This window comes from Microbacterium sp. NPDC079176 (genome assembly GCF_040686675.1).
In the GTDB taxonomy this organism is placed as follows: Bacteria; Actinomycetota; Actinomycetes; order Actinomycetales; family Microbacteriaceae; genus Microbacterium.
In genome coordinates this window covers 209,285-234,393 of record NZ_JBFBLM010000003.1, presented here as the reverse complement: position 1 = coordinate 234,393, position 25,109 = coordinate 209,285, and the positions used below count along the sequence as shown (strand labels likewise).

General features: G+C 67.5%; 28 protein-coding genes. 6 read left to right on the top strand and 22 right to left on the bottom strand.

Annotated elements, in window-relative coordinates; genetic code table 11:
* Window positions 1-14: 14 nt before the first annotated feature.
* Window positions 15-1,568 carry a glucoamylase family protein gene (locus tag AB0P11_RS08515; protein WP_363521238.1) on the bottom strand — a complete coding sequence of 518 codons (1,554 nt, stop codon included), beginning with the start codon at window positions 1,566-1,568 and terminating at the stop codon, window positions 15-17.
* Between the two features lie 155 nt (window positions 1,569-1,723).
* The gene (locus AB0P11_RS08510; protein ID WP_363521235.1) at window positions 1,724-3,175 is read right to left on the bottom strand and encodes a helix-turn-helix domain-containing protein; all 1,452 of its coding nucleotides are present in this window, start codon (window positions 3,173-3,175) and stop codon (window positions 1,724-1,726) included.
* 136 nt (window positions 3,176-3,311) lie between these two features.
* On the opposite strand from AB0P11_RS08510, the gene aceA reads away from it, so the two are divergent.
* From aceA to AB0P11_RS08495, 3 genes are all read left to right on the top strand, one after another.
* Window positions 3,312-4,637 (top strand): isocitrate lyase, encoded by a 1,326-nt coding sequence (gene aceA / locus AB0P11_RS08505; RefSeq protein WP_056279769.1) that lies wholly within the window; start codon window positions 3,312-3,314, stop codon window positions 4,635-4,637.
* Between the two features lie 24 nt (window positions 4,638-4,661).
* Entirely contained in the window at window positions 4,662-6,329 is a 1,668-nt protein-coding gene (gene aceB / locus AB0P11_RS08500) for a malate synthase A (protein ID WP_363521232.1), read from the top strand.
* Between the two features lie 111 nt (window positions 6,330-6,440).
* Window positions 6,441-6,875 (top strand): hypothetical protein, encoded by a 435-nt coding sequence (locus tag AB0P11_RS08495; protein ID WP_363521229.1) that lies wholly within the window; start codon window positions 6,441-6,443, stop codon window positions 6,873-6,875.
* Window positions 6,876-7,328: 453 nt separating this feature from the next.
* Here the strand turns inward: AB0P11_RS08495 and AB0P11_RS08490 are convergent, their stop codons facing one another.
* Window positions 7,329-8,399 carry a helix-turn-helix domain-containing protein gene (locus AB0P11_RS08490; protein ID WP_363521226.1) on the bottom strand — a complete coding sequence of 357 codons (1,071 nt, stop codon included), beginning with the start codon at window positions 8,397-8,399 and terminating at the stop codon, window positions 7,329-7,331.
* 145 nt (window positions 8,400-8,544) lie between these two features.
* Window positions 8,545-9,054, bottom strand: a complete 510-nt coding sequence (locus AB0P11_RS08485) for an Lrp/AsnC family transcriptional regulator (RefSeq protein WP_053097462.1) — start codon at window positions 9,052-9,054, stop codon at window positions 8,545-8,547.
* Between the two features lie 115 nt (window positions 9,055-9,169).
* Between AB0P11_RS08485 and ald the strand changes: the two genes are divergently transcribed.
* Window positions 9,170-10,264 carry an alanine dehydrogenase gene (ald, locus tag AB0P11_RS08480; RefSeq protein ID WP_053097463.1) on the top strand — a complete coding sequence of 365 codons (1,095 nt, stop codon included), beginning with the start codon at window positions 9,170-9,172 and terminating at the stop codon, window positions 10,262-10,264.
* An 86-nt stretch (window positions 10,265-10,350) separates the two neighbouring features.
* Window positions 10,351-11,550, top strand: coding sequence for a pyridoxal phosphate-dependent aminotransferase (locus AB0P11_RS08475; protein WP_053099212.1), 1,200 nt, complete (start codon window positions 10,351-10,353; stop codon window positions 11,548-11,550).
* Window positions 11,551-11,568: 18 nt separating this feature from the next.
* On the opposite strand, the gene AB0P11_RS08470 is transcribed toward AB0P11_RS08475, so the two are convergent.
* The 5 genes from AB0P11_RS08470 to AB0P11_RS08450 all read right to left on the bottom strand — a co-directional run bounded on the left by AB0P11_RS08470 (window position 11,569) and on the right by AB0P11_RS08450 (window position 14,889).
* On the bottom strand, window positions 11,569-11,970 hold the full coding sequence (locus AB0P11_RS08470) for a VOC family protein (RefSeq protein WP_230100390.1): 402 nt from the start codon (window positions 11,968-11,970) through the stop codon (window positions 11,569-11,571).
* Window positions 11,971-12,032: 62 nt separating this feature from the next.
* Window positions 12,033-13,163 carry a UDP-N-acetylmuramate dehydrogenase gene (locus tag AB0P11_RS08465; RefSeq protein WP_295100849.1) on the bottom strand — a complete coding sequence of 377 codons (1,131 nt, stop codon included), beginning with the start codon at window positions 13,161-13,163 and terminating at the stop codon, window positions 12,033-12,035.
* An 11-nt stretch (window positions 13,164-13,174) separates the two neighbouring features.
* The gene (locus AB0P11_RS08460; RefSeq protein ID WP_056279756.1) at window positions 13,175-13,573 is read right to left on the bottom strand and encodes a MaoC/PaaZ C-terminal domain-containing protein; all 399 of its coding nucleotides are present in this window, start codon (window positions 13,571-13,573) and stop codon (window positions 13,175-13,177) included.
* The gene (locus AB0P11_RS08455; RefSeq protein WP_056279753.1) at window positions 13,573-14,028 is read right to left on the bottom strand and encodes a MaoC family dehydratase N-terminal domain-containing protein; all 456 of its coding nucleotides are present in this window, start codon (window positions 14,026-14,028) and stop codon (window positions 13,573-13,575) included. Before AB0P11_RS08455 ends, AB0P11_RS08460 begins: the two co-directional genes overlap by 1 nt.
* 60 nt (window positions 14,029-14,088) lie before the next feature.
* Window positions 14,089-14,889, bottom strand: coding sequence for a sulfite exporter TauE/SafE family protein (locus AB0P11_RS08450; protein ID WP_363521220.1), 801 nt, complete (start codon window positions 14,887-14,889; stop codon window positions 14,089-14,091).
* Between the two features lie 133 nt (window positions 14,890-15,022).
* Between AB0P11_RS08450 and AB0P11_RS08445 the strand changes: the two genes are divergently transcribed.
* Complete coding sequence (locus AB0P11_RS08445) at window positions 15,023-16,594, top strand: AMP-binding protein (RefSeq protein WP_187250332.1); 1,572 nt, start codon at window positions 15,023-15,025, stop codon at window positions 16,592-16,594.
* A gap of 74 nt (window positions 16,595-16,668) precedes the next feature.
* On the opposite strand, the gene rplQ is transcribed toward AB0P11_RS08445, so the two are convergent.
* The 13 genes from rplQ to rpsE form a co-directional block, all read right to left on the bottom strand.
* Window positions 16,669-17,226, bottom strand: coding sequence for a 50S ribosomal protein L17 (rplQ, locus tag AB0P11_RS08440; RefSeq protein WP_053097470.1), 558 nt, complete (start codon window positions 17,224-17,226; stop codon window positions 16,669-16,671).
* A 33-nt stretch (window positions 17,227-17,259) separates the two neighbouring features.
* Window positions 17,260-18,249 carry a DNA-directed RNA polymerase subunit alpha gene (locus AB0P11_RS08435; RefSeq protein WP_042538798.1) on the bottom strand — a complete coding sequence of 330 codons (990 nt, stop codon included), beginning with the start codon at window positions 18,247-18,249 and terminating at the stop codon, window positions 17,260-17,262.
* Between the two features lie 135 nt (window positions 18,250-18,384).
* On the bottom strand, window positions 18,385-18,783 hold the full coding sequence (gene rpsK / locus AB0P11_RS08430) for a 30S ribosomal protein S11 (RefSeq protein ID WP_045253826.1): 399 nt from the start codon (window positions 18,781-18,783) through the stop codon (window positions 18,385-18,387).
* 31 nt (window positions 18,784-18,814) lie between these two features.
* Window positions 18,815-19,189 carry a 30S ribosomal protein S13 gene (gene rpsM / locus AB0P11_RS08425; protein WP_047524098.1) on the bottom strand — a complete coding sequence of 125 codons (375 nt, stop codon included), beginning with the start codon at window positions 19,187-19,189 and terminating at the stop codon, window positions 18,815-18,817.
* Window positions 19,190-19,344: 155 nt separating this feature from the next.
* Window positions 19,345-19,461, bottom strand: a complete 117-nt coding sequence (gene rpmJ, locus AB0P11_RS08420) for a 50S ribosomal protein L36 (RefSeq protein WP_033106073.1) — start codon at window positions 19,459-19,461, stop codon at window positions 19,345-19,347.
* A 64-nt stretch (window positions 19,462-19,525) separates the two neighbouring features.
* The gene (infA, locus tag AB0P11_RS08415) at window positions 19,526-19,747 is read right to left on the bottom strand and encodes a translation initiation factor IF-1 (protein ID WP_017201569.1); all 222 of its coding nucleotides are present in this window, start codon (window positions 19,745-19,747) and stop codon (window positions 19,526-19,528) included.
* Window positions 19,748-19,928: 181 nt separating this feature from the next.
* Window positions 19,929-20,588, bottom strand: coding sequence for a thioredoxin domain-containing protein (locus AB0P11_RS08410; RefSeq protein WP_053097471.1), 660 nt, complete (start codon window positions 20,586-20,588; stop codon window positions 19,929-19,931).
* 156 nt (window positions 20,589-20,744) lie between these two features.
* Window positions 20,745-21,593 (bottom strand): type I methionyl aminopeptidase, encoded by an 849-nt coding sequence (gene map, locus AB0P11_RS08405; protein WP_053097472.1) that lies wholly within the window; start codon window positions 21,591-21,593, stop codon window positions 20,745-20,747.
* 10 nt (window positions 21,594-21,603) lie between these two features.
* On the bottom strand, window positions 21,604-22,200 hold the full coding sequence (locus AB0P11_RS08400) for an adenylate kinase (protein WP_053097473.1): 597 nt from the start codon (window positions 22,198-22,200) through the stop codon (window positions 21,604-21,606).
* Window positions 22,197-23,519, bottom strand: a complete 1,323-nt coding sequence (gene secY, locus AB0P11_RS08395) for a preprotein translocase subunit SecY (protein ID WP_053097474.1) — start codon at window positions 23,517-23,519, stop codon at window positions 22,197-22,199. Before secY ends, AB0P11_RS08400 begins: the two co-directional genes overlap by 4 nt.
* Window positions 23,520-23,620: 101 nt before the next feature.
* Window positions 23,621-24,247: a 50S ribosomal protein L15 gene (gene rplO, locus AB0P11_RS08390; RefSeq protein ID WP_072591670.1), complete on the bottom strand. Its 627-nt coding sequence runs from the start codon at window positions 24,245-24,247 to the stop codon at window positions 23,621-23,623.
* Complete coding sequence (gene rpmD / locus AB0P11_RS08385) at window positions 24,247-24,432, bottom strand: 50S ribosomal protein L30 (RefSeq protein ID WP_042538783.1); 186 nt, start codon at window positions 24,430-24,432, stop codon at window positions 24,247-24,249. The genes rplO and rpmD overlap by 1 nt, the downstream gene beginning before the upstream one ends.
* On the bottom strand, window positions 24,432-25,103 hold the full coding sequence (gene rpsE, locus AB0P11_RS08380; RefSeq protein ID WP_053097475.1) for a 30S ribosomal protein S5: 672 nt from the start codon (window positions 25,101-25,103) through the stop codon (window positions 24,432-24,434). The genes rpmD and rpsE overlap by 1 nt, the downstream gene beginning before the upstream one ends.
* Window positions 25,104-25,109: the final 6 nt, after the last annotated feature.

The following is a 25,109-nucleotide window of genomic DNA, read 5'->3' as shown; positions in this document are numbered from 1 at the left end:
CGAAAGCGCGGACCTCAGCCGTGGTGGCCGTTCCCCGTTCCCCACGACGAGCCGAACACCTGCTGCCGCATGGCGGGCCGCAGGCGCTGCTCCATGTCGCGATCCACGAAGTAGTCCTTGAGTGTATCTTTCGTGAGCTCGTTGCCGATCGCGGCCATGATCATCGACTGGTCGAGCGACAGGTAGCGCTCGGCGATCGTGCCGCTCTTCACCGCCACCGCGTCGAAGAACCCGCCGGGGCCGTAGGCGCCGAGGTCCGTCTCGATGCCGTGCAGGTTGTCGAGCGCGCCCGTGCGATCGTACGGAAGCGCCAGGAACGCGGCGTGCGGCGTCACGACCCCGTCACCGAACTCCGGAGCGGGATCGGTCCCCGTGGTGCATCCGGGCCTGTCGATGTCGACGTCGGTCTTCTCCGCGTCCGAGGTGTACCCGTCCGCCCGCATCCCGGCTACGTCGACCCCGTACTCCGCGTACCCGCCGAACGGGTCGCTCGCGGGCGAGAAGCCCCAATAGCCGTATCCGGCCTCGTCCAGCCCGTGCTGCTTCTGCACGGCGACGGTGATCGGGTGGTTGAGCTTCCACGAACGCGGACCCCACGTGGTCTCCGGCACGAGCAGGTCGGGCATCAGCGACTCGAACATGCTGCCGCCCCAACTCGGCACGAACGACATCCCGTCATATGCGTAGGCGCCCTCCCACACCTCGACGCCGTCATAGGTGCGGTACTCGCCCTGAGGGAGCTGCTCCTGCCACGCCCAGTCGCACCCGGGAGGCATCGTGCGATGCGTGCCGTACAGGGCCGTGGCCGGGATCTGACCGTTCGCGATGCCGAGGTAGGTCGCGATGCGGCTCTCGCTCACGGTCGTGTCGTAGTGGTGGCACGTGTAGAACGCGGTTTCCCCCGAGCCGTTGTACATCGGCGCCTCGACGCTGCACTCCGGCGGAGCCGCATCCCAGAAGCCCCCGCGGTTCGTGCCTGCAGGGAGTCCTGCCGCGCCTTCGGGGTCGAAGAACGCCGCGAAGTCCATGGAGTCGTACAGCGCGTCCGCCTGCTGCGCGAGGTCGGGCTCCGCTTCGCGGACGATGCGCAGTGCGGCGGCGAGCCACCCGTTGTCGACCGTGCTGAGGAACGGGTGCACCGGGTCTCCCGAGTCGGGCCATGTCGTGAGCTTCTCGCCGGTCGTCGGCGAGTACCAGTTGTAGAACATGCCGCTGGCGTCGTTGCGCTCGAGGGTTCCGAGCGTCTCCAGCGTCGTCGACATGCGATCGCGCGCCTCCTCGTCGCTGATGACTCCGAGGTCGCGAGCCGTGACCGTCGACCACAGGTATCCGCCGATGTTCGTCGGCGAGGTGTAGGCGCTCGGCGTCTCGAGGTCGCCGCTCACGTTGTCGGCGGGAAGGCCGGTCTCCTCATCGGTCATCGCGTCGAGGGAGTGCCAGGTGTCCACCACCCAGCGGTTCAGGTCACCGGTGCCGGGGCGTCCACCGCCGGCCGTCGCGGGCCCGGCGACCGTCAGGCCCGCAGTCACGAGTCCGATCGTCGCCAGCGTGCTCATCCATCGCTTCATCGTGTCTCCTCATCGAGAACGGCGCCGCCGAGCGCGGCGCTCCGACCTGCGAAAACCTAACACGTGTTCGTTGTTCGCTCAACCCCCTCCTCGTGACAGGAAGGCGACCGGGATCCACGCCGCCTGCGGGCGCTCAGCGCGGCGCGTGCGGGCGCTCAGCGCGGCGCGTGCGCCTCGAGGAACTCGTACACATCCGTCGTGTCGACGCCCGGGAAGGCCCCGGTCGGCAGTGTGGCGAGCAGAGTGCGCGGGGTCCTGACGTTCGGCCACGAGTTCTCGCGCCACCGATCTTCGAGGTCGGCGGGCGCCCGGCGGCAGCACACCTCGACCGAGTGCTTCGAGACTCCGCGATGCGGGGTGTCGCGGCCGACGAACCACTTCGTGTCGTCGAATCGCACGCCGACGCTGACCGAGTGCAGTCCCTCACTCGACGCCTCGACGCGGGCCGTGCACCAGTAGGTGCCGTTGCCCGTGTCCGTGTACTGGTAGTACGGGTTGAAGCGGTCGTCCTCGTCGAACACCACGCGGCTGGTCCATCGGCGGCAGCACATCTGCCCCTCGATCGATCCGAGGCGATCGGTCGGGAAGTTCACGTCATCGTTCTCGTACGCCTTCGTGATCGTGCCCGACTCGTGCACCTTGAGGAAGTGCACGGGGATGTCGAGGTGGCGCGTCGCGAGGTTCGTGAATCGGTGCGCAGCGGTCTCGTACGACACCGAGTACGCGTCGCGCAGATCCTCGATCGAGATCGCCCTGCGCGTCTTCGCATCCTTCAGCGCCGGCACGACGTGGGCCTCCGGCACCAGCAGCGCCCCGGTGAGGTAGTTCGTCTCGACGCGCTGGCGCAGGAACTCGGCATAGCTGCGCGGCTCGGAGTGACCGAGGATGCGGCTGGACAGCGCTTGCAGCACCGCGGTCCGGGCATCCCCCTTGGCCGGGACGCTGCTCGAGAGGTACAGACGTCCGTTCGCGAGGTCGGCGACGCTGCGGGTGGTCTGCGGCAGGTCCGGGGCGTAGTGCAGGGTGAATCCGAGGTACGCGGCGATCTCGGAAGCCGTCCGCTGGGTGAGGGGTCCGCCAGGGTGCCCGACCGCCGCGAGGATCTCCGCCGCCTTCGTCTCGAGATCGGCGAAGTGGTTGTCCTGCCGCCGCATGAGGTGGCGGAGCTCGACGTTCGCGCGCCTGGCCTCCTCGGGAGTGGCCGCGCGCTCGTCCTTGAGCCGGTCGATCTCGCCGTGCAGTGCGAGCAGGGCCTTGAGCGCGTCCGTCGGCATGCTCTTCGCGATCCGGAAGGGCTCGATGCCGAGAGCCTGGAACGTCTGCCCCTTCATGGCCCGTTCGAGGGCGATCTCGATCGCACTGCGTTCATCGAGCGGCTCGCCCTCGAGCAGCGCGTCGATCGTGACGCCGAGAGCGCGCGCGATCGACTGCAGCTGCGTGAGCTTGGGCTCGCGCTTGCCCGTCTCGATCATCGACATCTGGCTGGGCGCTCGATCGACCGCCGCCGCGAGGTCGTCGAGGGTCATCCCGCGCGCCGTGCGCAGCTGACGGATGCGGCGTCCGATCGTGAGGGCGTCGGCGTCTTCTTCGACCGCTGGAGTGCTCATGCCGCCGATTCTGTCACAGAAACAGAATTTCGGCTGATCTTCACTCCCCGATCGGCCATCGAAGGGCGCGAACTTCACACACAGTGGAAACACGCCACCCGGCTTCACGGTCCGGGCATCCAACGGAGGAGACACCATGACGAACACCGCCCAGAACCACACCCCCCGCCCCGCAGGGCTGCGCGCCGGGGACCAGGTTCAGACGGCCGCCGAGCTCCGGGAGATCTGGGAGACGGATCCCCGCTGGGACGGCGTCGAGCGCACGTACACGGCAGAGGACGTCATCCGCGTCCGCGGCTCGGTCCGCGAGGACGCGACGCTCGCGCACCGCGGAGCCGAGAACCTGTGGAACCTGCTGCACACCGAGGACTACGTCCGGGCACTGGGCGCCTACACAGGCGGGCAGGCGGTGCAGCAGGTGCGGGCGGGCCTCAAGGCCATCTACCTCTCGGGCTGGCAGGTCGCGGCCGACGGCAACCTCGCCGGTCAGACCTACCCCGACCAGTCGCTGTACCCCGCCAACTCGGTGCCGGCGGTCGTGCGTCGCATCAACAACGCGCTGATCCGTCAGGACCAGCTCGAGCACGCCGAGGGCGATGTCACGCAGGACTGGCTCGCGCCGATCGTCGCTGACGCCGAGGCGGGCTTCGGAGGACCGCTCAACGCCTACGAGCTCGCGCAGTCGCTGATCCAGGCCGGTGCCGCAGCCATCCACTGGGAGGACCAGCTCGCGAGCGAGAAGAAGTGCGGCCACCTCGGCGGAAAGGTGCTCGTGCCGACGCAGCAGCACATCCGCACCCTGAACGCCGCGCGTCTCGCCGCCGACGTGGCCGGAGTCCCGACGGTGATCATCGCCAGGACGGATGCTCTCGCGGCCGACCTGCTCACCAGCGATGTCGACGAGCGCGACCAGCAGTTCACCACCGGCGAGCGCACGACCGAGGGCTTCTACCGCATCCGCCCCGGCATCGAGTCGGTCATCAGCCGAGGCCTCGCCTTCGCGCCGTACGCCGATCTGCTGTGGGTCGAGACGGGTGAACCCGACATCGAGCTGGCACGTGAGTTCGCCGCCGCGATCCATGCCGAGTTCCCGGGCAAGCTGCTCGCCTACAACTGCTCACCGAGCTTCAACTGGAAGCGCCACCTGTCGGACGCCGAGATCGCGACGTTCCAGCAGGAGCTGGCTGACCTGGGCTACAAGTTCCAGTTCATCACGCTCGCCGGCTTCCACGCCCTGAACCACTCGATGTTCGACCTCGCCCGTGGCTACGCCGAACGCGCCATGAGCGCGTACGTCGAGCTGCAGGAGGCCGAGTTCGCCGCGGAGGCGAACGGCTACACCGCCACCAAGCACCAGCGCGAGGCGGGCACCGGCTACTTCGACGTCATCTCTACCGCGCTCAACCCCGACAGCGCGACCCTCGCCCTCGCCGGCTCCACCGAAGCCGCGCAGTTCCACTGAGCCACTTGTGAAGGACACACGATCATGACCACTCCCATCGCTCCCCCGACCACCAGCCCGACCACGGCTCCGATCCAGACCACGCAGCAGGGTCCGGCGATCGCGGTCACCGGTCCGCTGCGCGACCGCTACGACGAGATCCTCACCCCCGAGGCGATCGCCTTCCTCACCGAGCTTCACCACCGATTCGCCTCGCGCCGCCACGATCGGCTCGCCGACCGGATGCGCCGTCGGTTCGAGATCGGCAACGGCCACGACCCGCGCTTCCGCGACGACACCGCGCACATCCGCGCGGATGCCGACTGGCGGGTCGCAGGCGCGGGGCCGGGTCTCGAGGACCGCCGCGTCGAGATCACGGGTCCGACCGACCCGAAGATGACGATCAACGCACTGAACTCGGGTGCTCGCGTGTGGCTCGCCGACCAGGAGGATGCCACGAGTCCGACCTGGAAGAACGTCGTCGAGGGGCAGCTGTCGCTGCGCGACGCGATCCGCGGCGAGCTGTCCTTCCGCTCCCCCGAAGGCAAGGAGTACCACGTCACCGCCGAGCGCACACCGACGATCGTGATGCGTCCGCGTGGCTGGCATCTGCCGGAGAAGCATCTGCAGTTCACCGACCGCGCGGGGCGCCGCACGGCGGCATCCGGCTCGCTCGTCGACTTCGGCCTGTACTTCTTCCACAACGCGCAGGAGCTCATCGCGAACGGTCGGGGCCCCTACTTCTACATCGCGAAGATCGAGTCGAGCGAGGAGGCGAAGCTGTGGGACGACGTGTTCTCCTTCAGCGAGGAGTACATCGGCATCCCGCACGGCACCGTCCGCGCGACCGTGCTGATCGAGACCCTGCCCGCGGCCTTCGAGATGGACGAGATCCTCTACGAGCTGCGCGACCACTGCGCGGGTCTCAACGCCGGGCGCTGGGACTACATCTTCTCGATCATCAAGAACTACCGCGGCCGCGGCGCGCGTTTCGTGCTCCCCGACCGCAGCGAGGTCACGATGACGGTGCCGTTCATGCGGGCGTACACCGAGCTACTCGTGCAGACCTGCCACAAGCGGGGCGCCTACGCGATCGGCGGCATGAGCGCCTTCATCCCGAACCGCCGCGACCCCGAGGTGACCGAGCGGGCGATCGAGAAGGTCTCCGCCGACAAGAAGCGCGAGGCCGGCGACGGCTTCGACGGCACGTGGGTCGCGCACCCCGATCTGATCCCCACAGCGCTGGCGGAGTTCGACGCCGTGCTCGGCGACCACCCGAACCAGGTCGGCCGCCAGCGCCCCGAGGTCATGGTGACCGCGTCGCAGCTGCTCGACCTGCACATCGGGCGGCCGATCACCGCGCAGGGCGTGCGCGACAACGTGTCGGTGGCGATCCGCTACCTCGAGGCATGGCTGCGAGGGCTCGGCGCCGTGGCGATCGACAACCTGATGGAGGATGCCGCGACGGCGGAGATCAGCCGTTCGCAGGTGTGGCAGTGGATCCACCAGGACCGCTCCACCGAGGACGGCACCGCGATCACCGCCGACTACGTCGAAAGCCTGATCGCGGAGATCCTCGGCGAGGTCGACCGGCACGACGGCGACAGGTTCGACGATGCCGCCTCGGTGTTCCGCGACGTCGCCCTGCAGGAGGAGTTCCCGGCGTTCCTCACACTCGGCGCCTACAGCAGGTTCCTCGTCGAGAAGGCCTGAGAGTCTGACGAGGAGCCCCTCGGATGCCGCCATCGGCAGCCGAGGGGCTCCTCGTGCGTGATGCGGAGGACCGCCGGAGCCCGCCGCCGCCAGCGGGCGTAGCCTGAGAACATGAGCGACGTGTGGTCCGACATCTCGTCCGAGTTCCTTCACCTCTACCCGCGAGGGCGCCGACTGATCGCGGTCGCCGGAGCGGATGCCGAGCGCTCGCGTCGAGCGGCGGACGACCTCGCGACGGCGCTGATCGCCGCCGGGCAGCACGTGGAGCGTGCGCACAGCACGGATGCCGATGAAGCGGCGTTGCGCGGCGACGTGATCGCTCCGTTCCGCACCGGCTCCGATCCGGCGGCGGTCCTGATCGTCTCGGGCCCGGCAGCGCTGCTCAGCCCGACGGCGAGGGGCATCTGGAACTTCATCGTGTGGCAGCTCGCCGGTGATGAGTCCCCGCACTCGATCGCCGGCGCGATCGTCGACGTGACGGACCCGGCGGCTCCGACGCGGCGCTTCGCTGACTACTGCGCGCTGCCTTCCTCGTTCGGCGCGTGACGCCGAGGGGGATTCGCGGGTGCCCCGGTCTCCCCTGACCGAAGCACCCGCACGTCCACCCGCGCCCTCGCGCAGGTGGTCCGTCATGCCCGACGCTTTCGCGCCTGTCCCCCGAACTTCCGGACGGGCGATCCCGCCGCGTCCGGAAGCCGTGACGGCCGATGCGCCAGGAGCGGAGCTCCGTTGCGATCTGCCGTCATGGCCCGCCTGGGGACACGGGCAGGTTCAGGTTAGGAGCGGCTCCGACGATCCGGAAGCGCCGCAGGACGTTGCGTCACCCGGTGCGCTCGGCCCGGCACGCAGAACCTCAGATGGCACGAGATTCGCGATCATGTGTCACTCTCTGTCGGGGTCGGCGAAGCAGCCGGACAGCGCCCGGCAGGCCCGCGCGGGCGCGCGCGTCGGTCCGCGACGGACAGCCCCGACCGGGTCGGCCCGATGGGCCGGCCTCGGTCAGGCGCTGGGGGCGGACTGCTCGTCGCTGAGCAGCATCGCCTCGGCGAGACGCGGCGGCTGCGTGCGGGCCGCGAGGCGGAAGGCACTGGGACTGTGCCCCACGTGCCGGGAGAACTGGGCCCGAAGCGCGGACGCGTCGGCGAAACCGGAGCGGGCTGCGACCGCCGCAAGGTCCTGCGGGGGTGTCGACAGCAGCTCTTCGCGCGCCGTCACGAGACGCCGACGCAGCAAGCGGTTCGCGGGGCTCTCGTCGGCACCTTCATACAGGCGGAACAGCTGGCGACGGCTGACGTGCAGGTCGGCGGCGAGCTCTGCGATGCCGAATGCCGGATCACGATGCCGCCGCTCGATGATGCGCCCCGCCTCCGCGCGGAACTCACTCGTCCGGCTGGTCTCGCCGTCGCCGGGGAACTGTCGGAAGAGCCCTCGCACGAGCGCGATCAGCGCCGCCTCGGTGCCGGCGAGCGCCCCCTGACCCTGATCCGGATCCTGCGCCCACTCGAACAGCATCCGCGCGAGTGAGGCTCCCGCTGCCCGGGTGAGTGGGGTGTCCGGGAACATGTCGGCCCCTCGAGCGAGGACGTGCCGATAGCCGGGGAGGGCCGCCACGGGAACGACGACCCCGGTCGAGTTGGTGACCCCGAACTGCTCGACGGCCGATGGGCCCAGGCTCGACATGAAGCCGACGCGGCCGACGCCCATGGCCTGCACCCCCGCCGCGGTGTTCAGGCGCTGCCCGCCCTGCTGCACCATCCCGACGATGATGATGTCCTCGCCCTCGGCGATCGCTCGCTCGTAGCTCACGGTGTGCGCCGTCTCGAGGGTGCTGTAGAGCATGGTCGAGCCGATGGACCTGCGAAGCAGCGCCGCCTCGAACGCATCCGGATCGTCGGCCTTCATCGCGCCGAAGTTCGACAGCTGCAGCATGCCGATTCGACCGTCGAGGCGAATGACCTGCTCGGAGAACCACGAGGGAAACGCGAACGCCTCGGCGCCTCCGATCGATGACGACCACAGTCCACCCGAAAGCCGGGCGAGCCAGCCGGCCAACTCCGCGTCGTCGATCATTCGCCCCATCGCAACCCCCAGCGGAAGCCCGCCGCGTGCGCATCGGCTGCTCCGTCCCCGCCCTCACCCTAGGTTCGCGCCAGAAGCCATGCAATATACGTTGCGTGCGGCCGCGACAGCGGCGCGCCGCCAGCCGTCGTGCGCGTCAGCGGAACGACGCAGCCACCGAGTTGCGGTGATAGTCGAACACGATGCTGGTCCTGGTCGAGGCGACGCTGCTCTGGGCCGACAGATGCTCGAGCACGAACTCCCGCATCTCCGATGAGTCGGCCACCGCGATGTGCAGCAGGAAGTCGTCATCGCCGCCGAGGAAGAAGACCTGGATCACCTGGGGCAGAGCGCGCACACGGTCGGCGAACTCGACGATGCTCTCGCGTCGAGCGCTCGGTCGAAGGCTCACTCCGATGATGGCCTGCAGGCCGGCGCCCAACTTCCGCTCGTCGACGCTGGCATGGAAGCCGCTGATGACTCCGCGTTCGACGAGTGCGCGCAGACGCGCGTGCGCGGTCGACGGCGCGACTCCGAGGTGACCCGCGAGCTCGGCGTTCGTCATCCGACCGTCCGCGCTCAGCAGCTGTACGATCCTCGCATCGATCGCGTCGAGCGCCGGCGCCCGAAGGGTATTCGGCTGAGGGGTTTCGGGTGACGTCTCCATACGAACGATTATGCAGGAATCAGCCGAAGCGCGAATCTTCTTCAGGCATTCTGTCGAATGATCGAAGTTTCTGCGATTCTGAAATGCACTCACGCAACCGTCACTTGGAGGATCGATGAAGATCGGCGTGCCGACCGAGGTCAAGAACAACGAGAACCGTACCGCGCTCACCCCCGCAGGCGCAGACCGTCTGGTGCACGAGGGCCACCGCGTGCTCGTGCAGTCCGGGGCGGGCGTCGGTTCAGGCATCTCCGACGAGGCCTATCGGATCGCGGGTGCCGAGATCGTCGACACCGCCGAGGAGACGTGGGGCGAGGCGGAGCTGCTCATCAAGGTCAAGGAGCCGATCGCCCAGGAGTACGGGTTCCTGCGCTCGGATCTCACCCTCTTCACCTACCTGCATCTGGCCGCCGACCGAGCGCTGACGACGGCGCTCGTCGACGCGGGCACCACCGCCGTCGCCTACGAGACGGTGCAGCTGCCCGACCGCAGCCTCCCTCTGCTCGTGCCGATGAGCGAGATCGCGGGACGCCTGTCCGTGACGATGGGGTCATACTCCCTCATGCGATCCGCAGGAGGACGGGGCGTGCTCATGGGAGGCATCGCGGGCGCCCCGCGCGCCAAGACCGTCGTGATCGGCGGCGGTGTCGCCGGTGAGCACGCGGCCGCGAACGCGCTCGGGCTCGGATCACAGGTGACCGTCATCGACATCTCGCTGCCGCGACTCCGCGAGCTCGAGCACCGCTACGGCGGTGCTCTGCAGACTCGCGCGTCGAGCCGGTACGACATCGCCGAAGAGCTCGCGACGGCCGACCTGGTCATCGGATCCGTGCTCATCCCCGGGGCTGCGGCGCCGAAGCTCGTGACCGACGACATGGTCGCGACCATGAAGCCCGGATCCGTGCTGGTCGACATCGCCATCGACCAGGGCGGATGCTTCGAAGGCTCGCGCCCCACGACGCATGACGACCCGACGTTCGCAGTGCACGACTCCATCTACTACTGCGTTGCGAACATGCCGGGCGCGGTGCCCGAGACGGCCACGCGCGCACTGACCAACGCCACGCTCCCCTATGTCTCGGCGATCGCCGGCAAGGGGTGGGAGCGTGCAGCAGCCGACGACGCCGCACTGGCCCAGGGCCTCAACGTCCAGGGCGGCCGCATCACCCTGGATGCCGTCGCGCGCGCGCACGGCATGCACACCGCCTGAGCGGAGAGCATCAGCACGAAAGAACCGTGATTCTTGACGACCATTCACCCGTCATCGGCGGGGTCGACCCGGGTACGCTCGTAGTCGTGACCGAACGCGCTCCTCTCTCCCGCAAGCTCTCCGCCATCGCCGAATCCGCGACCCTCAAGGTCGATGCCAAGGCCAAGGCACTCAAGGCCGAAGGCAAGCCGATCATCTCGTACGCCGCCGGCGAGCCCGATTTCGCGACCCCGCAGTTCATCGTCGACGCGGCCGCCGAGGCGCTCGCCGATCCCGCCAGCTACCGGTACACCCCGGCTCCGGGCCTGCCCGCGCTGCGCGAGGCGATCGCCGCGAAGACGCTGCGTGACTCCGGCCTCGAGGTCTCGCCGAGCCAGGTCATCGTGACCAACGGCGGCAAGCAGTCGGTCTACCAGGCGTTCCAGGCCGTGGTGAACCCGGGCGACGAAGTGCTTCTGCCTGCGCCGTACTGGACGACCTACCCCGAGGCGATCCGTCTTGCGGACGGCACGCCGGTCGAGGTCTTCGCGGGCGCAGATCAGGACTACAAGGTCACCGTCGACCAGCTCGAGGCCGCTCGCACCGAGCGCACGACCGCGCTCGTGTTCGTGTCGCCCTCCAACCCCACCGGATCGGTGTACACGGCCGAGGAGACGGCGGCGATCGGCGAGTGGGCACTCGAGCACGGCATCTGGGTCATCTCCGACGAGATCTACCAGAACCTCACCTATGAGGGCGTCAAGGCGACCTCCATCGTCGAGGCCGTGCCCGCGGTGGCGGGGCAGACGATCCTCGTCAACGGCGTCGCGAAGACCTACGCCATGACCGGCTGGCGCGTGGGCTGGATGGTCGGACCGGCGGATGCCATCAAGGTCGCCGCGAACCTGCAGTCCCACCTGTCGAGCAACGTCAACAACGTCGCACAGAAGGCGGCGATCGCTGCCCTCAACGGGCCCCAGACCGAAGCCGAGCAGTTCCGCGAGGCGTTCGACCGCCGCCGCCGCCTCATCGTGTCCGAACTGTCGAAGATCGACGGACTCGTGGTGCCGAACCCGCTGGGCGCCTTCTACGTCTACCCCGACGTGCAGGGTCTGCTCGGACGCACGTGGGGCGGCAAGACGCCGACGACCTCGCTCGAGCTCGCCGACCTCATCCTCGAGCAGGCCGAGGTGGCCGTCGTCCCGGGCGAGGCATTCGGTCCCTCCGGGTACATCCGCATGTCGTACGCGCTCGGCGACGACCAGCTCCTCGAGGGTGTGCAGCGACTGCAGCGTCTGTTCGCCTGAGGCCGGTCTGCGACGAGATCAGTCCTCGTCGTGGAAGCCGATCAGCCAGCGGATGCCGTAGCGGTCGGTGACGGTGCCGTCGTAGTCACCCCACACGCGCTTCTGCAGAGCGTCGGTCACTCGGCCGTGCTCTGACAGCCGGTCGAACCAGCTCGTCAGCGTCGACGCGTCGGCGGTGCCGAGCAGAGAGAGGAACATCCCGCTCATCTGCACGGCATCGTCGTCCGCGCCGGCATCCGCTCCCGCCAGTTCGACCGGTCCTGAGAGCTGCCCGTGGGCGACCGCATCGGCCGGACCGTCTGCACGACCCGCACTGGCATAGTCGACGAGCTGAAGCTCTCCTCCGAAGACGTCACGGTAGTGCTCCAGCGCTTCGGCCGCGTTTCCGGGAAACAGCAGGTACGGGATCAGTCCGCTCATGCCGCGAGTGTACGGCGAACGGGCGACGTTGTCAGGCGGGCGCGGGCTCGCTGCGTCGCGACTCAGAGCTCGACGCCGAGCAGCACGGGCTCCGGCTGCAGCACGAGACCGAACTCCGAATGGACGCGGCTCTGGATGAATCGTGCGAGCTCCGAGACCTCGGCCGCTGTCGCCCCGCCCCGGTTGGTGAGGGCGAGCGCGTGCTTCGTCGAGACCGAGGCGCGCGAGCGCGGCAGCTTGAACCCCTTGCGGATTCCGGCCTGCTCGATCAGCCACGCTGCGCTCACCTTGACGTCGGGGGCCTCCGGCTTGGCGGGAGGGACATACCCGTCGTACGAGGCGAGCGGGATCACCGTGACGGTATCCAGATCCGGGGTCACCGGCCACCGCGGGCACTCGGGCGGCAGAGCACGGGCCACGACCTCCGGCACGATCGCGTTCTGGAAGAACGAGCCGACGCCATGGGTGTCCGGATCGTTCTCGTCGAGCAGCATCCCCTTCGAGGCGCGGGTGGCGAGGATCCGCTCGCGCACCCAGGTCAGCGGCACCGGGGCGTCGGAGTCCAGACCCAGCGCCCTCCTGAGCTGCTCGCCGCGCACCACCCGCTCGTCAGCGACGAGAAGGTCGACCGTGACCGACAGGATGACGGCCCGACGCTGCGGCACGCTGCCGTAGTGATGCTTGAGCACGGAGGTGCGGAAACCGAGCCCCAGTTCGGATGCCGGCACCACCGACACCTCGCCGGTGGCCTCGTCGATCAGCTCGACCTCGACCAGGGTCTCCTGGATCTCCTGCCCGTACGCCCCGATGTTCTGCACGGGTGAGGCGCCGACGGTGCCCGGGATGCCGCTCATCGCCTCGAGACCGGCGTAACCGTGCTCGACCGCATAGGCGACGAGTTCGTCCCAGCCATGCCCCGCCTGCACACGCAGCCTGATGCGTCCCGCGTGCGGCGAGGGCAGCTCCTCGATGCCGCGGGTGAGGACGCGGATGACCGTCCCCTCGAACGACTCGTCGCCGATGAACAGGTTGGATCCTCCGCCCAGCACGAACCACTCGTCGCCGCGTGACCAGACATCGGTGAGCGCGTCGATCAGCTCCGCCGTGGTCGATGCCTCGAGCATGCGCTCCGGGGCGCCTCCCGTGCGCAGGGTCGTGAGAGTCGCGAGCCTCAGCGGCTCGACCTCGTGCACAGCGCCGCCCATCAGGAGGCGACGCGCAGCTGCGCCTTGACGAGGACCGTCGTCTCAGCGAACGTGACCTTGAGATCGATCCGAGTCGACTCGTCGTCGACGGCACCGACGGTCGCGATGACGTGGAGGTCCGCTCCCTCGGTCGGGTGCACCACGACCGGCTTGGTGAAGCGCACGCCGTAGTCGAGGATCCGCGTTCCCGGTTCGAGAGCCGCGACGACCACCGACGACGCGATGCCCATCGTGAGCATGCCGTGCGCGAGCACTCCCGGCAGACCCACCTCGGCGGCGATGTCGTCCCGGTAGTGGATCGGATTGAAGTCGCCCGATGCTCCTGCGTACCGCACGAGCGATTCGCGGGTGAGATGGACGGTGCGCTCCGCGACGACGTCTCCGACAGCGAACGGCATCACTCGGCTCCTTCTTCCGCGCCGACCAGCAGCACGCTGGTGGCGGTGACGACGTGCTCGCCGTCGGCATCCGTGATCTCGGCCGCGCTGGTGATCATGGCGTTTCCGCCCATCATGCGGATGCCGGTCACACGCAGTCGACCTGTGAGCTCGTCACCCGCGACGATGGGGCGCGAGTACGCGAACTTCTGCTCGGCGTGGATCGTGCGCGCCAGGACGATGCCGGAGTCCGGTTCAGCGAGGAGCTGCTGGAGAGTGTGGTCCTGGATGACCATCGCGAACGTCGGGGGCGCGACGACGTCGGCGAAACCGGCTGCGCGAGCCGCCTCGACGTCGGTGTGCTGCGGTGCATCGGCGAAGACGGCACGCGCGAACTCACGCACCTTCTCACGGCCGACGAGGTAGGGGGACGTCGGCGGGAACTCCCGGCCGACCAGGTCTTGGTTGACTGCCACCCCTCGATCCTACTTTCTCGGTCATGGGGCACGGTGCCCGTAAGCCGGAACTAAGGGCGTTCAGTCCTTCTTCTTGCGCCCCTTGATCGCCTTCATCGCCATCTGCACCGCGATCACCACGAGGTATGCCGCGAACAGCATGTTGCCCAGCGTGGGGTCGATCAGAGTGGCCAGCCAGGCTCCGAGCGCGGTGGTCGTGCAGGCGGAGACCCCGACGATCGCCGCGGCGACGAGATCGACGTTGTGATTGCGCAGGTTGCCGATGGTGCCCGAGATCGCGGTCGGGATCATCATGAGCAGTGACGTGCCCTTGGCCACGAGGTCGCTCGTGCCGAATGCGAGCATCAGCACGGGCACCACGATCACGCCCCCGCCTACACCGATCAGACCGGCGAGGACTCCGGTGCCGACTCCGACCGCGAGCAGCGCGAGCCCGTTGAGCAGCTCCAGCTCGAACTCGGCGTCGCGCGAAGGGACGACCAGGAACAGGCTCACGATCACGATCACGAGGAAGCCGACGAAGAACCAGCGCAGCACCGTCTGCGAGATCTTCGGCAGCAGCCGCGTGCCGATCTGCGCACCCACGACGGCGCCTGCCGCCAGGATGAGAGCGGGGATCCACGCCACCGATCCGTTGATCGCGTAGGAGATCACGCCCACCGTCGCCGTCGGGACGATCGCTGCGAGCGACGTGCCGGCGCCGAGACGCTGATTGAAATGCAGGAAGAGCACGAGCAGCGGAACGATCACCGTGCCGCCGCCGACGCCGAAGAGGCCGGAGAGGAGGCCTGCGATCAGGCCGATTCCGATGAATGCCGTATAGGCGCGAGGCCCTCTGCTCAGGGTCTCTGCATCGCTCACCGGATCAGCCTACCCTCCGCGGCGTCGGCACCTCGGTCATGTGTCCTCCATACCCCTGGGACCGGGTCTCCTCCTGTGCGACACTGGATCGCATCAGACGGCGTCGTCGATGACCCGGATCGAAGGAGATCTCATGGTGCGCAGTTCCTATCCCGATGTCGAGATCCCCGCGGTCTCGATCCACCAGTTCCTCTTCGGAGACGTCGAGGAAGACCGTCTCGACGCGGTCGCCCTCGTCGACGGAGTCAGCGGCGCCACCACGACCTACCGTCAGCTGATCGCCCAGATCGACCTCTTCGCGGGCGCGCTCGCAGCGCGAGGGGTGGACGTCGGGACGAAGGTCGGGGTCCTCTGTCCCAACATCCCCGCCTTCGCGACGGTCTTCCACGGCATCCTGCGGGCAGGAGCGACGGCGACCACGATCAACTCCCTGTACACGGCCGAGGAGATCGCGAACCAGCTGACCGATGCCGAGGCGACGTGGCTGATCACCGTCTCGCCGCTGCTGCCGGGCGCGAAGGCCGCCGCGGACGCCGTCGGACTCGCCGACGACCACGTGATCGTCCTCGACGGCGCCGAGGGGCATCCATCGCTGCCTGCCCTGCTCGGCGAGGGTCGCCCCGCTCCCGAAGTGAGCTTCGACCCGGCGACGCATCTCGCCGTACTCCCCTACTCCTCGGGAACGACCGGCCGGCCCAAGGGCGTCATGCTGACCCACCGCAACCTGATCGCGAACGTCAGCCAGTGCCGCTCGACGATCTCTCTCGGTGACGACGACCGAGTACTCGCCGTCCTGCCGTTCTTCCACATCTACGGGATGACGGTGCTGCTGAACTTCGCGCTGCGCCAGCGCGCGGCTCTTGTCACGATGCCGAAGTTCGACCTGACGGAGTTCCTCCGGGTCGTGCAGGAGCACCGGACGAGCTGGGTCTTCATCGCGCCGCCGATCGCCGTCGCGCTCGCGAAGCATCCGCTCATCGATCAGTACGACACCTCCGCGATCAAGGTCATCTTCTCGGGGGCTGCTCCGCTCGACGGCGCTCTCGCATCCGCAGTGGCCGATCGGCTGGGGTGCACGGTCTGTCAGGGCTACGGAATGACGGAGACGAGCCCGGTCACGCACGCGATCCCGTACGACCGCCCGGACATCGACCGCTCATCCGTGGGGATGCTGCTCGCGAACACGGAGGCGCGTCTCGTCGCGGAGGACGGCTCCGATGTCACTGCACCGGCCGAGGGCGCCAGCGAACCGGGCGAGCTCCTGATCCGCGGTCCCCAGGTGATGGCCGGATACCTCAACCGGCCGGATGCGACGGCCGAGATGCTCGACAGCGACGGCTGGCTTCACACCGGCGACGTGGCGACGGTGACGCACGACGGCATCTTCCGGATCGTCGACCGTCTCAAGGAGCTCATCAAGTACAAGGGCTATCAGGTCGCGCCGGCCGTGCTCGAGGCGGTCCTGCTCGAGCATCCGGCCATCGCCGATGCGGCCGTGATCGGCGTGCCCGACGCGGATGGACAGGAGGTACCCAAGGCGTTCGTGGTCGCGCAGCAGGGAGCAGACCTCGACGCGGATGCGGTGATGGCGCACGTCGCCGCCCATGTCGCGCCTCATGAGAAGGTGAGGCAGGTCGAGTTCATCGACGCCATTCCCAAGTCGGCATCCGGCAAGATCCTGCGCAAGGATCTGCGCGCACGCTGAGTCCAGGCGCCGGATACACGAAGAAGCCCGCCGTCCCTCACGGGGCGGCGGGCTTCTTCGAGTGAGCGAGGTGCTTACTCGGACTTCTTCTCGACAGCGTCCTCGGCGGCAGCCTCGGCTGCTTCGCCCTCGGCCTGCGACTCGGCGCCGGCCTCGACGGTCTCGTCTGCCGGAGCCTCCTCGACGGGAGCCTCCTCAGCGGGAGCCTCCTCGACGACCTCGGCCGGCTTCTCAGCCTTGGCAGCCTTCTTGGTGGACTTCGCCTTGGGGGTGACGGGCTCGAGAACGAGCTCGATCACTGCCATGGGGGCGTTGTCACCCTTGCGGTTGCCGACCTTCGTGATGCGGGTGTAGCCACCCTCACGGTCTGCGACCAGCGGGGCGATCTCGGCGAAGAGCGTGTGAACGACGCTCTTGTCGCCGATGACCGAGAGAACGCGACGACGAGCGTGCAGGTCTCCGCGCTTGGCGAAGGTGATCAGGCGCTCGGCGAGCGGACGCAGGCGCTTGGCCTTGGTCTCGGTCGTCTTGATCGACTTGTGGGTGTACAGAGCCGCCGCGAGGTTGGCAAGCAGCAGGCGCTCGTGTGCGGGGCCGCCTCCGAGGCGGGGACCCTTAGTGGGCTTGGGCATAATCGTCTAACTCCTGGTCAGAAAGGTCGGGTATCAGAAGGACTCGTCTTCGCTGCCGCCGTAGAAGTGGGCGCCGTCGAAACCGGGCACCGAATCCTTGAGCGACAGACCGAGCGAGATGAGCTTGTCGCGCACCTCGTCGACCGACTTCTGGCCGAAATTGCGGATGTTCATGAGCTGCGTCTCCGACAGGGCGACGAGCTCGGAAACAGTGTTGATGCCCTCACGCTTCAGGCAGTTGTACGAGCGGACGGAGAGGTCGAGGTCCTCGATCGGCATCGACAGCTCGCTGGAGTTCACTGCCTCCACCGGTGCCGGGCCGATCTCGATGCCCTCAGCCTCGACGTTCAGCTCGCGGGCGAGACCGAACAGCTCGGTGAGCGTCTTCGCAGCCGAAGCGACGGCGTCGCGGGGGCTGATGGCGGACTTGGTCTCGACGTCGAGGACGAGCTTGTCGAAGTCGGTGCGCTCACCCGCACGGGTGGCGTCGACGCGGTAGCTGACCTTGAGCACCGGCGAGTAGATCGAGTCGATCGGGATCTGACCGGCCTCGGCGTACTCGTTGCGGTTCTGCGTCGCCGAGACGTAGCCGCGGCCACGCTCGATCGTGAGCTCGAGCTCGAACTTCGCCGTCTCGTTGAGCGTCGCGATGACGAGCTCGGGGTTCTGGACCTCGACACCGGCCGGAGCCGAGATGTCAGCGGCGGTCACTTCGCCCGAACCGGTCTTGCGCAGGTAAGCGGTGATGGGCTCGTCGCGCTCCGACGAGACCACGAGCTGCTTGATGTTGAGGATGATCTCGGTGACATCCTCCTTCACGCCGGGGATGGTGCTGAACTCGTGCAGCACGCCGTCGATGCGAACGCTGGTGACCGCGGCGCCGGGGATCGACGACAGCAGGCTGCGACGAAGCGCGTTGCCGATCGTGTATCCGAAGCCGGGCTCCAGAGGCTCGATGATGAACCGGCTACGGTTCTCGACGATCTTTTCCTCGGTCAGTGTGGGACGCTGTGCAATAAGCACTCTGTGTTCCTTTCGATCACATGCCCGCTATATGACATGTGGTGGGGTGAGGTCTTGAGTTTTGGGAGTCGATGCCCGCGCTGGCGGGCGTCGAGCCGCTCGGACCCGAAGGACCGAGCGGCTCAACAAGCCGGATCAGACGCGGCGGCGCTTCGGCGGGCGGCAGCCGTTGTGCGCCTGCGGCGTGACGTCCTGGATCGAGCCGACCTCGAGGCCGGCGGCCGTCAGCGAGCGGATCGCGGTCTCGCGACCCGAGCCCGGTCCCTTGACGAAGACGTCGACCTTCTTGACGCCGTGCTCCTGCGCCTGGCGGGCGGCCGACTCGGCAGCCATTCCAGCGGCGTAGGGCGTCGACTTGCGCGAGCCCTTGAAGCCCACGCCACCCGACGATGCCCAGCTGATGACAGCGCCGGACGGGTCGGTGATCGAGACGATCGTGTTGTTGAACGTCGACTTGATGTGGGCGTGGCCCAGCGCGATGTTCTTCTTTTCCTTGCGGCGCGGCTTGCGCGCGGCGGCCTTGGGTGCAGCCATGAAAGTGTTCTCCTAGTCCCTGGGGCCGCGCTTAGCGGGCCTTCTTCTTGCCTGCGACGGTGCGCTTCGGGCCCTTGCGGGTACGGGCGTTGGTCTTGGTGCGCTGACCACGGACCGGGAGGCCACGACGGTGGCGGATGCCCTCGTAGGAGCCGATCTCGACCTTGCGGCGGATGTCTGCGGCGACCTCGCGGCGCAGGTCACCCTCCACCTTGTAGTTGCCTTCGATGTAGTCGCGGAGGGCGATCAGCTGGTCATCGCTGAGGTCCTTCACGCGGATGCTCTCGTCGATCTCCGTAGCCTTGAGGATCTCGACCGAGCGGGTACGGCCGACGCCGTAGATGTAGGTAAGGGCGATCACCACGCGCTTATCGCGCGGGATGTCAACGCCGGCAAGACGTGCCATGCGGTTCTCCTGAGTGTTGTGGAGGTGTGGAGCAGGATCGGTGCTCGGGCCTCCGCCCCGAGGTGTCCCCCACTCGCGTGGGATCTGATCCTGCCGTTGTGTGTATTGAGTTGTGAGTCAGATCCGAAGAGTCCGTCGGCATCGCCGACGGGCGCTCAGCCCTGGCGCTGCTTGTGGCGCGGGTTGCTCTTGCAGATGACCATGACGCGGCCGTGACGGCGGATCACCTTGCAGTGATCGCACATGGGCTTGACGCTGGGGTTGACCTTCATGATGTGTCCTATTCGCTGTCTTCACCGGGCAGGCTGAGTGCCTGGGGTGTTACTTCTCGACCGATCAGCGGTAGCGGTAGACGATTCGTCCGCGGGTCAGGTCGTAGGGGCTGAGCTCCACGACCACACGGTCTTCGGGGATGATGCGGATGTAGTTCTGCCGCATCTTGCCTGAGATCGTTGCAAGGACCTTGTGTCCGTTGGAGAGCTCAACGCGGAACATCGCGTTGGGCAGAGCCTCGGAGATCACGCCCTCGATCTCGATGACACCGTCTTTCTTAGCCATAGCCTCGCTGACGCTTCTGCAGACCGGTCGATCTGCGGTGGGTGATTGGATTGCGATACCTCTGCCGATTCAGACACGCCGAATCAAGGCGCAAGGCACCAAGGATCTATGTTATCCGACAACGGGAGTTCCGGCAACCTGAGCAGAATGCCGGAACTCCCGTTGATCGGACCAGACGGGATCAACCGAGGATCTTGGCGAACTCCGCCTCGATCTCGCTGTTCTCGATGCGGTTACCGTTGACCTCGACGGTCGGGGTCCCGGTGATCTCGTGCGCCTTCGTCTGCGAGTCGGCGAACTTGTTGTAGGTGCCGTCGGCGATGCAGTCAGCCGCGGCGCCCGCCCCGGCCTGCTCGGCGAGCGCGCTCAGCTCCTCGACGCTGAGACCGGCCGAGTTCTCCTCGGGCTGGTTCGCGAAGAGCAGGTTGAAGTAGTCGAGAGTCGAGTCGGGAGCCTCGGCGGCGACGCAGTACATCGAGCCGGCCGACAACGAGGAGTACTCCCCCGTCGTCGAGTAGCGGTTGAGGATCGACACCGGGTGGATGTTCAGCGTGATCTTGTCGTCGGCGGCTGCCGCCTGCAGCTGCTCGCCGTAGACGTCCTCGAACTGCCCGCAGACGGGGCACATGAAGTCGACGTAGGTGTCGATCTCGTCCTCGCCCGACCCGAACGAGATGGCGCCGGTCTCCTCGTTCACGATCGAGCTCTGCGGGGCCGTGCCCGGGGAGGTCGCCTGGTTGTTCAGGAACACGACGACGAAGGCCAGAACGGCCAGCACGACCACCACTGCCGCCGAGACGCCGATCACGAACCAGTTGGTGTTGCTCTTCGCGGCTGCCATTGCTTTCCGTTTCTGTCGCGGTCCGCCGATGGCGGACCCGGCTTGAAGTCCTCGGGCGCACGCGCACCCATACACCCATTGTGCCCGGAGAAACCTATGCGCACGTTGTGATCGAGCGCTGGATCGCCGATCGGGTCGTGACCGACAGCGCCGGCTTCAGGCGATCGGGGTCGGCGTCACGCCGAACGGGGCGAGACCGGCCGCTCCCCCGTCTGCCGCGGTCAGCACCCAGATCCCGTCCGCGTGCAGTGCGACGCTGTGCTCCCAGTGCGAGCCGTCGGTGCCGTCGACCGTCGAGACGGTCCAGTCGTCGTCCTCGACGAAGGTCTCGTCGCTGCCGGCAGTGACCATGGGCTCGATCGCCAGCACGAGACCGGGCTTGACCTCGGCGCCCGGGTCGGGCGTGCGGTAGTTGAAGACGCTGGGCGCCTCGTGCATCTTGCGTCCGATGCCGTGGCCGACGTACTCGCGCAGGATGCCGTACGTCTCGCCGGAGACGGCTGACGGGCCCTGCGCCTCGATGTAACCCTGGATCGCGGCTCCGATGTCACCGAGGTGCGAAGCGGACGCCATGGCGGCGATCCCCGACCACATCGAGCCCTCCGTGACCCGCGAGAGCTCCTCGCGCCGGGCGACCAGCTCGCGGCGCGTCTCATCAGGGACGACGACGGTGATGGCGCTGTCGCCGTTCCAGCCCTGGTACTGCGCGCCGCAGTCGATCGAGACGATGTCGCCTGCCTGAAGGACCCTCTCACCCGGGATGCCGTGGACGACCTCTTCGTTCACCGAGATGCAGGTGGTGTGCCGGTATCCGCGAACGAGCTGGAAGTTCGATTCCGCGCCACGGGCGAGGATCACACGGTTCGCTTCGGCGTCGAGCTCGAGAGTCGTGACACCGGGTCGTATCAGCGGCCGCACGGCGTCGAGCGCAGCCGCCGTGATGAGACCGGGCTCCACCATCGCACGCAGCTGAGCCGCGCTCTTGTAGATCGACTTGCGGAACATCGTGCGGTGATCAGGCCGCGAGGCGCAGACCGCGCGCGGTCAGCGCCGCGAACACGCGCTCGGTGATCTCGTCGAGCGAGCCCACGCCGTCGATGCGGTCGACGATCCCTCGAGGGCCGTAGACCTCGAGGATCGGGGCCGTCTCGTGCTCGTAGATGTCGAGACGGTGTGCGATCGCTTCATCCGTGTCATCCGACCGACCCTGCTCCGCTGCGCGGAGCTTGAGACGCTCGATGCTCTCTTCGCGCGGGACGTCGAGCAGGATGACGGCGTCGAGGGACTCCCCCCGGGCACCGAGGAACGCGTCGAGGTGCTCGACCTGCGCGGCATTGCGGGGGTATCCGTCGAGCAGGAAGCCCTTGGCTGCATCGTCCTGCGAGAGGCGATCGCGAACGATCTCGCTGGTGAGCTCGTCGGGAACGAGATCGCCCTTGTCGAGGATCGCCGTGACCTGCTGGCCGAGCGGCGTGCCCTCCTTGATGTTCGCGCGGAAGATGTCGCCCGTCGAGACGACCGGGATGCCGTAGGACTCTGCGATGCGGACGCCCTGCGTGCCCTTCCCCGAGCCCTGCGGACCGACGATGAGGAGACGAGCTGATCGAGTCATCGGAGGAGCCCTTCGTAGTGTCGCTGCTGCAGCTGTGCGTCGATCTGCTTGACCGTCTCGAGACCGACACCCACGATGATGAGGATCGAGGCGCCGCCGAACGGGAAGTTCTGGTTGGCGCCCACGGTGGCGAGAGCGATGAGCGGGATCAGCGCGATGAGGCCGAGGTAGATCGACCCGGGCAGCGTGATGCGCGTGAGCACGTAGTCGAGGTACTCGGCAGTCGGACGACCGGCACGGATGCCGGGGATGAACCCGCCGTACTTCTTCATGTTGTCGGCGACCTCGACCGGGTTGAAGGTGATCGCGACGTAGAAGTACGTGAAGCCGATGATCAGCAGGAAGTACACGGCCATGTAGATCGGGCTGTTGCCGGTCGTGAAGTTCGCGCTGATCCAGGTGACCCACGCTGCCGGCTCGGAGCCGTCCTGCGGGGTGTTGAACTGTGCGATGAGCGCCGGGATGTACAGCAGCGACGAGGCGAAGATCACGGGGATCACACCGGCCATGTTGACCTTGATCGGAATGTACGTGTTGGTGCCGCCGTAGGTGCGGCGACCGACCATGCGCTTGGCGTACTGCACCGGGATGCGCCGCTGGGACTGTTCGACGAAGACGACGAGGCCCATGACGATGATTCCCACCAGAAGCACCAGGAGGAAGACCTCGAAGCCCTTGCTCTCCCAGATGAGCCACATGGCTCCGGGGAACGTGGCGGCGATCGAGGTGAAGATGAGCAGCGACATGCCGTTGCCGATACCGCGCTCGGTGACGAGCTCTGCGAACCACATGATGAGGCCCGTGCCGGCGGTCATCGCCATGATGATGAGCAGCTGCGCCCACCACACGTCGTTGGTGAGGAGGTTCTGGCACGCGGCGATGTCGGTGGTGCCGAAGAGCTGACCGCTGCGGGCCACCGTGACCAGCGTCGTCGACTGCAGCAGTGCGAGGGCGATGGTGAGGTAGCGCGTGTACTGGGTCAGACGGGCCTGGCCGGCCTGGCCCTCTTTGTGCAGAGCCTCGAAGTGAGGGATGACCACGCGAAGGAGCTGGGTGATGATCGTCGCGGTGATGTACGGCATCACGCCGAGGGCGAAGATCGAGAGCTGGAGGAGCGCGCCACCCGAGAACAGGTTGACGAGTCCGAGGAGTCCCTCCGTCCCGGAGTTCAGCGCGAGGCACTCCTCGACGTTCGGGAAGTTCACGAACGGAGCAGGCACATTCGAGCCAAGCCGGTAGATGGCGACGATGGCGAGGGTGAAACCGATCTTCCGACGCAGGTCGGGCGTGCGGAAGATCCGCGCGATGGCGCTAAACAAGGACGTCCTCCTGAAAGGTTGCCGATCCCTGAAGGACGGCTGAAAGAACAGGCTAACCCATAAGAGGGGCCGGAGAATCTCCGACCCCTCTCATGAAGTGGTTACTTGACGGATCCGCCAGCCGCCACGATCTTCTGCTCGGCGGAACCCGAGACCTTGTCGACCGCGACGGTGAGCTTCACGGCGATGTCGCCGTCTCCGAGAACCTTGACCTTCTCGTTCTTGCGAACGGCACCCTTGGCGACCAGGTCGCTGATGGTGACGTCGCCACCTGTGGGGTACAGCTCCGCGAGCTTCTCCAGGTTCACGACCTGGTACTCGACGCGGAACGGGTTCTTGAACCCGCGCAGCTTCGGGGTGCGCATGTGCAGAGGCATCTGCCCACCCTCGAAGCCGACGCGAACGGTGTTGCGAGCCTTCGTGCCCTTGGTACCGCGACCCGCGGTCTTACCCTTGGAGCCCTCACCGCGACCGACACGGGTCTTCGCGGTGTTGGATCCGGGGACCGGACGCAGGTGGTGCACCTTCAGCACGCCGGGGCGGGATGCCGGAGCATCCTTCTTCGGCGCAGCCTTCTTGGCAGCCGGCTTCTTGACGGCGTCGGCCTTGGCCTCGGTCGCCTTCGCCGGTGCCTTCTTGGCGGCGGGCTTCTTCTCGGCTGCGGCCTTGGGAGCGGCAGCCTTCTTCGGGGCCTTCTCGGCGCCTGCGGCTTCGTTCTTCTCAGCCATTAGTCGATCTCCTCAACCTTGACGAGGTGGGCGACGGTCTTGACGTAACCGCGCGTCTGCGCGTCGTCGGGGCGAACGGTGCTGTCACCGATTCGCTTCAGACCGAGGCTGCGCAGCGTGTCACGCTGGTTCTGCTTCTCGCTCACCTTGGACTTGACCTGCGTGACCTTCAGGCGCGCAGCCATCAGGCACCTACCTTCTGTGCGGCGATGGCGTCAGCCTCCGCACGGACGAGACGCGCGGGTGCGACCTGGTCGAACTCGAGGCCACGACGTGCGGCGACCGCACGGGGCTCCTCGAGCATCTTCAGGGCCGTCACCGTCGCGTGCACGATGTTGATCGTGTTCGACGAGCCGAGCGACTTCGACAGCACGTCGTGGATGCCGGCGCACTCGAGCACGGCGCGAACCGGACCACCGGCGATGACACCGGTACCGGCAGCGGCCGGACGGAGCAGGACGACGCCTGCTGCGGCCTCACCCTGCACGGGGTGCGGGATGGTGCTGCCGACGCGCGGAACGCGGAAGAAGTTGCGCTTGGCCTCTTCGACACCCTTCGAGATCGCCAGAGGGACCTCGCGGGCCTTGCCGTAGCCGACGCCCACCAGACCGTTGCCGTCGCCGACGACCACGAGAGCGGTGAAGCTGAAGCGACGACCACCCTTCACGACCTTCGAGACGCGGTTGATGGTGACCACGCGCTCGAGGAACTGGTTGTCCCCACGGTCGCGGGAGTTGCGGTCACGGCCACCCTGGTTGCGGTCGCTACGGCCGCCACGGCGGTTGTCGCGCTGAGACGGCTCTGCCTGCGTGGTGCCGGTGGCAGTCTCGGAAGTGGCAGCTGCCGCTTCGGTCACTTCGTT